The organism is Vibrio sp. MM46 (assembly GCF_027587135.1).
Lineage (GTDB): Bacteria > Pseudomonadota > Gammaproteobacteria > Enterobacterales > Vibrionaceae > Vibrio > Vibrio harveyi.
This window is the reverse complement of the sequence record NZ_JAPPTO010000007.1, coordinates 1-11,881: the sequence shown is the minus strand read 5'-3', so window position 1 is coordinate 11,881 and position 11,881 is coordinate 1. Positions and strand designations below refer to the sequence as shown.

Genomic DNA, 11,881 nt, shown 5'->3' with positions numbered 1-11,881 from the left:
AGCAGATGATCAGACAACGTACTCTGAAAGAAATAGTGAAAACAACTGGTGTGGGTCTCCACTCTGGTCGTAAAGTCACACTTACTCTGCGCCCAGCTGCTGCAAACACAGGTATCATTTACCGTCGTACAGATGTAAACCCACCTGTAGATTTTCCAGCTGACCCAGCGTCTGTTCGAGACACTATGCTATGTACAGCATTGGTGAACGATGAAGGCGTGCGAATTTCAACTGTAGAACACTTGAATGCAGCACTTGCTGGTATGGGTATCGACAACATTATTGTCGAAGTAGACGCTCCTGAAATTCCTATTATGGATGGCAGTGCAAGCCCGTTTGTATACCTGCTACAGCAAGCTGGTGTTGAAACGCAAAATGCACCTAAGCGTTTTATTCGTATTAAAAAACCAGTTCGTTTTGAAGATGGCGATAAGTGGGCAGAGTTTGTTCCATTTAATGGCTTCCGTATGGACTTCGAAATCGACTTTAACCACCCTGCGATTGAATCAGACGAGCAACGTCTTCTGTTTGATTTCTCATCTCAAGGTTTCGTTCGTGAAATTTCTCGCGCACGTACGTTTGGTTTCATGCGTGATATTGAATACTTACAATCTCAGAACTTAGTTCTTGGTGGTAGCTTCGATAATGCAATTGTACTGGATGATTACCGTATTCTTAACGAAGAAGGTCTACGCTTTGATAATGAGTTTGTTACTCACAAAGTACTAGATGCTATTGGTGACCTTTACATGTGTGGTCATGCCATTATCGGTGAGTTCCGTGCTTTCAAATCAGGTCACGGTCTAAACAACCAGCTTCTACGTGCAGTTCTTGCGGATCAAGAAGCATGGGAATGGACAACATTCGAAGAAGAAGTGGGTTCACCAGTTGCTTTTGCAGAACCAAACATGGTTTTAGCGTAATAAACAGCGCAAACAGATTAAAAAAGCCAGGCAATGCCTGGCTTTTTAGTATCTGAATGTTGAGTCTATATTTCTGACGTACGCTTTGTTTGACATAGGCTTTTGGCAGCATGTGAAGCGTTCTGCAAATGATCGTTCAACGATCTTCTGTGAAGATATTACTTTCAATGAATACAGATGTCCTGTAAATGCCTATTAGAAATGGCAATGGCGAATAGTGAAACATTGCCACTTTTTACCGCTTGGCAAGGCGTTGCCGATCCTTTTCTTACCATTATGATCTTTTAACGTTGAACACCAAACTTAGGATCCTTTTTAAGTGAAGGCGATAAAATTATGATCTTACATAGGTAAAATCTAATTTTGTTGAGATATGGGTATTCAAAAGCAGCTTTCTACTGGGCGATGGTTTACATTATTGCCTTTATCTTCAGCTCATAGCGACGATTTGAACTTAGCCACTAGAGGCTGATTCTTCTAAAGAATGGCTTATAAAATACCGACTTTGCGCTTTGATGAGGGGGTAATAGTGGCTAATACATCATCAGTTTGTCTAAAAACTTACGAGTGCTTCAAACAAATACGTCTATTTATGGTTGTATCGACGAAAAATCCTTACACTAAGCCACATTGATTCAAAATTTAGCCTTGAAATATGGATGTTTGAACTCAATATCTTTGATAAATGATTTATCTCAGTATTCTTAGTTCCAAACTGGCAGAGACTGAAGGCATTACGAGTAGATCGGGAACGGTCTGATTAAAGAGAGATTCACGAAAAATGATAACTAAGCTACTGACAAAAGTAATTGGCAGTCGCAACGACCGAACACTGCGCCGCCTTAGAAAAATTGTAAAAGAGATTAATAACTACGAACCAACGTTCGAAGCACTTTCTGATGAAGAGCTAAAAGCGAAAACTGTTGAGTTCCGTGAGCGCCTAGAGCAAGGTGAGACTCTTGATAAGCTACTTCCAGAAGCTTTTGCTACGGTTCGTGAAGCATCTAAGCGTGTTTACGGTATGCGTCACTTCGACGTTCAGCTTATCGGTGGTATGGTACTGAACGGCGGTCAAATTGCGGAAATGCGCACTGGTGAAGGTAAAACTTTAACTGCAACCCTTCCTGCTTACCTAAACGCACTTCCAGGTAAAGGTGTACACGTAGTCACTGTGAACGACTACCTAGCAACACGTGATGCTGAGACTAACCGTCCACTATTTGAATTCTTAGGTATGACAGTTGGCGTGAACGTGCCAAACATGCCTCCTCAAGCGAAAAAAGAAGCTTACCAAGCTGATATCCTTTACGGTACAAACAACGAGTTTGGCTTTGACTACCTACGTGATAACATGGCTTTCCGCAATGAAGACCGTGTTCAACGTGAACGCTTTTTCGCAGTTGTCGATGAAGTGGACTCAATCCTTATCGATGAAGCTCGTACTCCTCTTATCATCTCTGGTCCAGCAGAAGATAGCTCGGATCTATACACTCGTATTAACCTGCTTATTCCAAATCTTCAAAAGCAAGATAAAGAAGACTCTGAAGAATACCGCGGCGACGGTCACTACACGGTTGATGAGAAATCTAAACAAGTTCACTTAACGGAAACGGGTCAAGAATTCGTTGAAGAACTAATGGTGAAAAATGGTCTGATGGAAGAGGGCGATACACTTTACTCTCCAACTAACATCAGCCTACTGCACCACGTTAATGCAGCGCTTCGTGCACACGTATTGTTTGAACGCAATGTAGATTACATCGTCAATGATGACGGCGAAGTTGTGATCGTCGATGAACATACCGGTCGTACAATGCCGGGTCGTCGTTGGTCTGAAGGTCTTCATCAAGCGGTTGAAGCGAAAGAAGGCGTTAAGATTCAAAACGAAAACCAAACGCTGGCATCGATCACCTTCCAGAACTACTTCCGCCTATACGAAAAACTGTCAGGTATGACAGGTACAGCGGATACAGAAGCATTCGAATTCCAATCGATTTACGGTCTAGAGACAGTGGTTATCCCAACCAACAAACCTATGATCCGTAACGATATGCCAGACGTAGTTTACCGTACTGAAGCTGAGAAATTCGCTGCAATTATCGAAGACATCAAAGAGCGCGTAGAGAAAGGTCAACCATCTCTAGTAGGTACGGTTTCTATCGAGAAATCAGAGCTACTCTCTAACGCACTTAAGAAAGCTAAGATTAAACACAATGTACTGAACGCTAAGTTCCACGAACGCGAAGCAGAGATCGTTGCAGAAGCGGGTACACCTGGTGCGGTAACGATCGCGACTAACATGGCTGGTCGTGGTACTGATATCGTGTTGGGTGGTAGCTGGCAAGCGAAAGTCGAAGCGCTTCAAGATCCAACCAAAGAACAGATCGATGCTATCAAAGCTGAGTGGAAACAAGTTCACGATCAAGTACTAGAATCAGGTGGTCTGCACATCATTGGTACTGAGCGTCACGAATCTCGTCGTATCGATAACCAGTTACGTGGTCGTTCAGGTCGTCAAGGTGACGCAGGTTCATCTCGTTTCTACCTATCGATGGAAGATTCACTACTACGTATCTTCACTTCAGATCGTATGGCTAGCCTTATCCAAAGCGGTATGGAAGAAGGTGAGGCGATTGAATCTAAGATGTTGTCTCGTTCAATCGAAAAAGCACAACGTAAAGTGGAAGGTCGTAACTTCGACATCCGTAAACAGCTTCTTGAATACGATGATGTAGCAAACGATCAGCGTAAAGTAGTTTACGAATTACGTGATGAGCTAATGAGCGTTGACGACATTAGCGATATGATCGAACAAAACCGTGAAGATGTTGTTACTGCGATCATCGATGAATACATTCCACCACAATCTCTAGAAGATATGTGGGATGTGGAAGGTCTTCAAGAGCGCTTGAAAGCGGACTTCGATCTAGATGCGCCTATTAAGCAATGGCTTGAAGAAGACGACAAGCTATACGAAGAAGCGTTGCGTGAGAAGATCATCAACCTAGCAGTTGAAGTCTACAAAGCGAAAGAAGAAGTAGTCGGTGCGCAAGTACTTCGCAACTTCGAGAAGTCAGTTATGCTTCAAACGCTAGACACGCTTTGGAAAGAGCATCTAGCGGCAATGGATCACCTACGTCAAGGTATTCACCTACGTGGTTATGCGCAGAAGAACCCGAAACAAGAGTACAAGCGTGAGTCGTTTGAACTGTTTGAAGGTTTACTAGAAGCGCTTAAGACGGATGTGATTACCGTGCTATCTCGCGTACGTGTTCAACAACAAGAAGAAGTTGAGCGTATGGAAGAGCAACGTCGCGCGCAAGCTGAAGAAGCAGCTCGTCGTGCCCAAGCTCAACACGCAGCAGCACAAAACCCACTAACTGAAGGCGAAGAGTCTGAAGAAACGTCTAACCAACCAATGGTTCGTGAAGAGCGTAAAGTGGGTCGTAATGAGCCTTGTCCATGTGGCAGTGGTAAAAAGTACAAACAGTGCCACGGGAAAATTGACTAATACAGTCCGAAAATATTGATAAAGAGTCGCTTAGGCGGCTCTTTTTGTATCGATGGATCTAGGAACGAATCTAATGAAAAGAATTCATATTGTTGCGGCAATCATCTTTAACCAAGATAAATCGCAAATCTTCATCACTAAACGTCCAGATGACAAACACAAAGGAGGATTCTGGGAGTTCCCTGGTGGCAAAGTAGAGCAAGGTGAAAGTGTTGAGCAAGCGATGATTCGTGAGCTGGAAGAAGAGATTGGTATCACAGTGACAGAGCAATCCCTATTTGAACACTTGGAATATGACTATCCAGAAAAGTCTTTGAAGTTTGATTTCATGACAGTATCTCAGTTCGATAACCAACCTTATGGTCGCGAAGGTCAAGAAGGACGTTGGGTTGATGTTGCTGCATTACTTGATTACACCTTCCCAGAGGCAAACGTACCGATTCTAGAGCGAGTGATTAAAGAGTTTTCTTAACTCGCTGCGAACTATCTTGTGGTTAACACGGGATATTGTTAGTTTAAAAAGATTCGGCGAAACGAAAGAGGACGAGGCAAGCCTCGTTTATCCAGAGAAGGAGAGAAAGCGCAATGGTTCGTATTGCAATTGCAGGAGCTGCTGGCCGCATGGGTCGCAACCTAGTTAAAGCATCGCATTTAAACTCAGAGGCATCCGTGACTGCGGGATCTGAACGTCCAGAGTCTTCGCTAGTTGGCGTAGATGTTGGTGAGCTGTGCGGTGAAGGTAAGTTTGATGTCTTTCTGACGGATGATTTAGCAAAAGAGGTCGGCAACTTCGATGTTGTTATCGACTTTACGGCTCCAGTGAGCACGCTAGCGAATCTAGAGCTTTGCAAACAACATGGCAAGAGTATCGTCATTGGCACGACTGGCTTTAGCGAAGAAGAGCGTGAATTGATCGATGCTGCTGCGAAGCAAGTGCCAGTTGTGATGGCTCCTAACTACTCAGTCGGCGTGAACCTTGTCTTTAAGCTTCTCGAGAAAGCGGCCAAAGTGATGGGGGATTACTGTGATATTGAGATTGTTGAAGCGCATCACCGCCACAAAGTTGATGCTCCGTCTGGTACCGCGATTGGTATGGGGGAAGCGATCGCAGGAGCGATGGGCAATAAGCTAAGCGATGTTGCTGTTTACGCTCGTGAAGGTATTACGGGTGAGCGAACAAAAGATGAAATTGGTTTTGCTACGATCCGTGCTGGGGATATTGTAGGTGAACATACGGCTATGTTTGCTGACATTGGAGAACGCGTTGAGATTACTCATAAAGCGACCGACCGAATGACCTTTGCTAATGGGGCGGTAAAAGCCGCAGTTTGGTTGCATGCTAAGCCAGCAGGTTTTTATACCATGACAGATGTTCTCGGGCTCAATGAACTGTAAATACATAATTATTCGCCGGCGTAAGCCGGCTTTTTTGTTTTTGGAGAAAATTATGTAAACAAAATGGTTCCATAAGGTCGCAAGATTTCTCATAGTTTTATTATTGTTTTGTGTGCTTGGTGTGTAAAAATGGCTGTAAGTCCTAAAAGTTACAGTTGAATTTGCAGGATGAACGTTTGCGCAAAAATCTCACAAAATTTTGTGATCTTCAATAAGTTCAAATTTGTAAAATTCACAAAAAAGTCATGGTAAGTGATCTGTAGATAACTAAAACTTACTTTTTTAGGGCTTTTTCTGTTGAAACGTCATTACTCGCTAGAAAGTACCAATTTATTTTTCAATGTGTGTTGACAGTTTCAAAGTCCGTCTTTAGAATACCGCCAATTTGTCAAAAATACCTGTTTATGTAAATTATCAAGGTAAAGGAAGGCAAATTTGCAGCTTAATTTATTTTTTATGCATTTTTATTCTGGAGGTTGTCTTGGGTAAATTAGCACTGTTAGTCCTAGAAGATGGGACAGTGTTCCGCGGTGTTTCCATTGGAGCAGATGGTATTTCCGTTGGTGAAGTTGTTTTTAATACCTCGATGACGGGGTACCAAGAAATTCTCACTGATCCTTCCTATTCTCAACAAATCGTTACTCTTACTTATCCTCACATTGGCAATACCGGAACCAATTCCGAAGACGAAGAATCTTCTTCAATCCACGCACAAGGCCTTGTGATTCGCGATCTCCCTCTTATCGCTTCTAACTTCCGTAATGAACAATCCCTTTCTGATTACCTTAAGTCGCAAAACATCGTCGGCATTGCAGACATCGACACGCGTAAGCTAACTCGTATCCTGCGTGAAAAAGGTGCTCAAAACGGTTGTATCGTAGCTGGCTCTTCTATAAACGGAGAGAATCTAGACGAAGCTTTGGCACTAGCGAAAGCAAAAGAATTCCCTGGTTTGAAAGGAATGGATCTTGCGAAAGAGGTTACAACAAAAGAAGCGTATCAATGGAAACAAGGTTCGTGGACGCTTGAGGGTGGACTTCCAGAAGCGAAAGACGACAGCGAATTACCATATCACGTTGTTGCCTACGACTTCGGCGCAAAACGTAACATCCTGCGCATGTTGGTTGACCGAGGCTGCCGCCTAACGGTTGTTCCTGCTGAAACTTCAGCAGAAGAAGTTCTGGCTCTAAACCCAGATGGCGTTTTCCTATCAAACGGCCCTGGTGACCCAGAACCATGTACTTACGCGATTGAAGCGACAAAAGTATTCCTAGAAAAAGGCCTGCCAATCTTTGGTATCTGTCTAGGTCACCAAATCCTTGCGCTAGCATCGGGTGCACAAACAGTGAAAATGAAGTTTGGTCACCACGGCGCAAACCACCCAGTAAAAGATTTGGAGCGTAATGTTGTAATGATTACGTCGCAAAACCACGGTTTTGCCGCAGACGAAGCAACACTACCTGAAAATCTACGTGCTACTCACGTATCGCTATTTGATGGCTCTCTACAAGGTATTCACCGTACAGACAAGCCAGCATTTAGCTTCCAAGGTCACCCTGAAGCGAGCCCAGGTCCACACGACGCGGCACCGCTATTTGACCACTTTATCGAACTAATCAAAAAACACAGCGCTTAATTCGGAGTAGTAGATAATGCCAAAACGTACTGACATTCAAAGTATTCTTATTCTTGGTGCTGGTCCGATTGTTATCGGTCAGGCATGTGAGTTTGACTACTCTGGCGCACAAGCGTGTAAAGCACTGCGTGAAGAGGGTTACCGAGTTATCCTAGTAAACTCTAACCCTGCAACCATCATGACTGACCCAGACATGGCGGATGCAACTTACATCGAGCCAATCCAATGGGAAGTGGTTCGCAACATCATCGCGAAAGAAAAGCCAGATGCAGTACTACCTACAATGGGTGGTCAAACTGCATTGAACTGTGCTCTAGACCTAGAGAAATACGGCGTTCTAGAAGAGTTCGGCGTTGAGATGATTGGCGCAACGGCTGATGCAATCGACAAAGCGGAAGACCGCTCTCGTTTCGATAAAGCGATGAAGTCTATCGGTCTTGAGTGTCCACGTGCGGATACTGCAAAAACGATGGAAGAAGCTTACGCTGTACTCGATATGGTTGGCTTCCCTTGTATCATCCGTCCATCATTTACTATGGGTGGTACTGGTGGCGGTATCGCATACAACAAAGAAGAGTTCGAAGAAATCTGTCGTCGTGGTCTAGACCTGTCGCCAACTAACGAACTTCTAATCGATGAGTCTCTTATTGGTTGGAAAGAGTACGAGATGGAAGTGGTTCGCGACAAAGCGGACAACTGTATCATCGTATGTGCGATTGAAAACTTCGATCCAATGGGCATCCACACGGGTGACTCAATCACGGTTGCACCAGCGCAAACACTAACAGACAAAGAATACCAGCTAATGCGTAACGCATCTCTAGCAGTACTGCGTGAGATTGGCGTTGAAACTGGTGGTTCTAACGTACAGTTTGGTATTAACCCGAAAGATGGCCGCATGGTTATCATCGAGATGAACCCACGTGTATCTCGCTCTTCTGCTCTAGCATCGAAAGCAACAGGTTTCCCAATCGCTAAGATTGCAGCGAAACTGGCTGTTGGCTTTACACTAGACGAGCTAATGAACGACATTACTGGTGGCGCTACACCAGCATCATTCGAACCAACAATCGACTACGTAGTAACTAAGATTCCTCGCTTTAACTTCGAGAAATTTGCAGGTGCTAATGACCGTCTAACGACGCAAATGAAGTCAGTTGGTGAGGTAATGGCAATTGGTCGTAACCAACAAGAGTCACTACAAAAAGCACTTCGCGGTTTAGAAGTTGGCGCGACTGGTTTTGACGAGATGGTTGACCTAGATGCACCAGACGCACTGACGAAAATTCGTCATGAGCTGAAAGAAGCAGGCGCAGAGCGTATTTGGTACATCGCGGATGCATTCCGTGCGGGTATGTCAGTCGATGGCATATTCAACCTAACGCAAATCGACCGCTGGTTCCTAGTTCAAATCGAAGACATTGTGAAGCTTGAGCAAGAGCTAAAAGCAAAAGGTTTCGCTGGTCTAAACAAAGAAGAACTTAACAAGCTGAAGCGTAAAGGTTTTGCTGATGCGCGCCTATCTAAGATTCTAGGTGTTGCGGAAAGCGAAATCCGTCGTCTACGTGACCAGTACGATATTCACCCAGTGTACAAGCGTGTTGATACGTGTGCGGCAGAGTTCTCATCTGATACAGCTTACATGTACTCATCTTACGATGACGAGTGTGAAGCTAACCCAACAGACAAAGACAAGATCATGATTCTAGGCGGTGGTCCAAATCGTATCGGTCAAGGTATTGAATTTGACTACTGTTGTGTACACGCATCGCTAGCACTACGTGAAGATGGCTACGAAACTATCATGGTTAACTGTAACCCTGAGACTGTTTCAACAGACTACGATACATCTGACCGTTTGTACTTCGAACCAGTAACACTGGAAGACGTACTAGCAATCGCACGTGTTGAGAAGCCAAAAGGCGTTATCGTTCAGTACGGTGGTCAAACACCACTTAAACTGGCTCGTGCACTTGAAGCAGCTGGCGTGCCAATCATCGGTACTAGCCCTGATGCAATCGACCGTGCAGAAGACCGTGAGCGTTTCCAAGTTGCTGTCGACCGTCTAGGTCTTCTACAGCCAGAGAACGCGACAGTAACGACGATGGAGCAAGCAGTAGAGAAATCTCGTGAAATCGGTTACCCACTGGTTGTACGTCCTTCTTACGTACTTGGTGGTCGTGCGATGGAAATCGTATACGACGAGCAAGACTTACGTCGCTACTTCAACGAAGCAGTAAGCGTATCAAACGAATCTCCAGTACTACTAGATAGCTTCCTAGACGACGCAGTTGAAGTCGATATCGATGCTATCTGTGACGGTGAGCGTGTGGTTATCGGCGGTATCATGGAGCACATCGAGCAAGCGGGTGTTCACTCAGGTGACTCAGCATGTTCTCTTCCTGCATACACGCTAAGCCAAGAAATCCAAGACGTAATGCGTGAGCAAGTTGAAAAGCTAGCGTTTGAATTGGGTGTTCGTGGTCTGATGAACACGCAGTTCGCGGTTAAGAACAACCAAGTATACCTAATCGAGGTTAACCCTCGTGCAGCGCGTACGGTACCGTTCGTATCTAAAGCAACTGGTGCGCCAATCGCTAAGATTGCTGCGCGTGTAATGGCGGGTCAATCGCTAGAGTCTCAAGGCTTTACGAAAGAAATCATCCCACCGTACTACTCTGTAAAAGAAGTTGTACTGCCATTCAACAAGTTCCCAGGTGTTGACCCACTGTTGGGTCCTGAAATGCGCTCTACTGGTGAAGTTATGGGTGTTGGTGCGACGTTTGCAGAAGCTTACGCGAAAGCAGAATTGGGTTGTGGCAACATTTACCCAGAAGGTGGTCGTGCACTTCTTTCTGTTCGTGCAGGTGACAAAGAGCGCGTTGTGGACCTAGCGTCTAAGTTGACAAAACTTGGTTACCAGTTGGATGCAACACACGGTACAGCTGTCATTCTTGGTGAAGCGGGCATTAACCCACGTCTAGTAAACAAAGTACACGAAGGTCGCCCTCACATTCTTGACCGTATTAAGAACAACGAGTACACCTACATCGTAAACACAGCTGCTGGTCGTCAAGCGATTGAAGACTCTAAAGTTCTGCGTCGCGGTGCACTAGCTGAGAAAGTGAACTACACGACAACACTAAACGCTGCATTCGCAACTTGTATGGCACACACGGCAGATGCGAAGAGCACAGTAACTTCGGTTCAAGAGCTACACGCAAAAGTGAAAGCTAGCCTAGAAGCGTAATAGATAAAAATCAGTAAGCCCGAAAAATAGGGCTTATATGACAACCTCATTGCCCGCTCATTTGAGCGGGCTTTTTTGTCTTTAAGGTTGCTTAAAATGGAGAGAATTGAAGTGCGCTAAGAAAGCCTGATAGAGCGGACTTTTGTACAGCATCAAACTAATGGCTGAAAGTAACGTCCCTAAAGATGAAGAAATAGCACTGCCATTTGCAATAACAAAATTAGAGCTACAAGTAACCAGAATAAATGCAATAGTGATCAAATTTACCTTAGCTGCAATACTCAAGCCTTTGCTAATCGTTAGAATGTTTGGAACACATATTACTATTGCAGTTATTGTGCCGAAGAGAATTAAGTAAATATCAACCCCAATTCTTCGCTTGATAGAAAAATATTCATTCCAGATGTTTAGGCTTATTGCTAGACCTACAGTCAAGCATAGATATAAAGCAATAGGGAGAAACCATTTAGTCATGCGACCCTCTTTAATTCTTAAGTTGAAACTTGATATGTATCCGATTTCGAGAGTAATTTATAAGGAGTCGCGCTCCATACATTAAACTCTATTTTTTATTTTGTATGATCTTTTCTCCAATAAAAAATTGTAAGTTGATTCGTCTTTGCTAAATATATAGTTATTAGACTTAGCAAATACATCAGCTAAGATAATTGCAGGGTATAATGATAAAAAAGTAGTTATGGAGAGTGCTAAAAAAATCTCACTTGATTTTTTGAATTGGCCCTTAGTCAAAAAGTTGTTTGATATAATTGAGATAACTAGTATTCTCAAGCATTCAAAAAGAATGAAACTCGCTCCAAACATATATACATATACTTGATCAAAGGTTGCTATTTCACTTTTGGTGACTATATTATCATAGAAGTCGACGATACCTTTAAATGAGTATATAAATAGAGAGATTGATGATGTGAGTAAGAGTATCAAGTAGAATAATGCTTGCGTTCTATCGTAGTTACCATGCTTCATCATAATACCCATTTACTCATGTGTTAATATTCCATTTCTAGTATCACAACCTATTCTTATCGAATGTAGAGGATGATTACTCCAAATAATATTGGTTTTCTAATTCTTATCACTTTATATAAACGTAGTTCTTATCATACAGCCAGGATTGACTTAATTTTTCTGAGTATTTATATCCA

7 protein-coding genes are annotated in these 11,881 nt (G+C 43.6%); 6 read left to right on the top strand and 1 reads right to left on the bottom strand.

The window, feature by feature from the left end:
* Positions 1-5 precede the first annotated feature (5 nt).
* The 6 genes from lpxC (at position 6) to carB (ending at position 10,715) form a co-directional block, all read left to right on the top strand.
* Positions 6-923 carry a UDP-3-O-acyl-N-acetylglucosamine deacetylase gene (gene lpxC, locus OH459_RS09510; RefSeq protein WP_005447804.1) on the top strand — a complete coding sequence of 306 codons (918 nt, stop codon included), beginning with the start codon at positions 6-8 and terminating at the stop codon, positions 921-923.
* 781 nt (positions 924-1,704) lie between these two features.
* Entirely contained in the window at positions 1,705-4,434 is a 2,730-nt protein-coding gene (secA, locus tag OH459_RS09505; RefSeq protein ID WP_009697611.1) for a preprotein translocase subunit SecA, read from the top strand.
* Positions 4,435-4,507: 73 nt separating this feature from the next.
* Entirely contained in the window at positions 4,508-4,906 is a 399-nt protein-coding gene (gene mutT, locus OH459_RS09500; protein WP_009697612.1) for an 8-oxo-dGTP diphosphatase MutT, read from the top strand.
* Positions 4,907-5,019: 113 nt separating this feature from the next.
* The gene (dapB, locus tag OH459_RS09495) at positions 5,020-5,829 is read left to right on the top strand and encodes a 4-hydroxy-tetrahydrodipicolinate reductase (protein ID WP_005447810.1); all 810 of its coding nucleotides are present in this window, start codon (positions 5,020-5,022) and stop codon (positions 5,827-5,829) included.
* Positions 5,830-6,310: 481 nt separating this feature from the next.
* Positions 6,311-7,465, top strand: coding sequence for a glutamine-hydrolyzing carbamoyl-phosphate synthase small subunit (carA, locus tag OH459_RS09490; protein WP_005447811.1), 1,155 nt, complete (start codon positions 6,311-6,313; stop codon positions 7,463-7,465).
* A gap of 16 nt (positions 7,466-7,481) precedes the next feature.
* The gene (carB, locus tag OH459_RS09485) at positions 7,482-10,715 is read left to right on the top strand and encodes a carbamoyl-phosphate synthase large subunit (protein WP_269986489.1); all 3,234 of its coding nucleotides are present in this window, start codon (positions 7,482-7,484) and stop codon (positions 10,713-10,715) included.
* An 81-nt stretch (positions 10,716-10,796) separates the two neighbouring features.
* Here the strand turns inward: carB and OH459_RS09480 are convergent, their stop codons facing one another.
* Entirely contained in the window at positions 10,797-11,189 is a 393-nt protein-coding gene (locus tag OH459_RS09480; RefSeq protein ID WP_269986487.1) for a hypothetical protein, read from the bottom strand.
* Positions 11,190-11,881 lie beyond the last annotated feature (692 nt).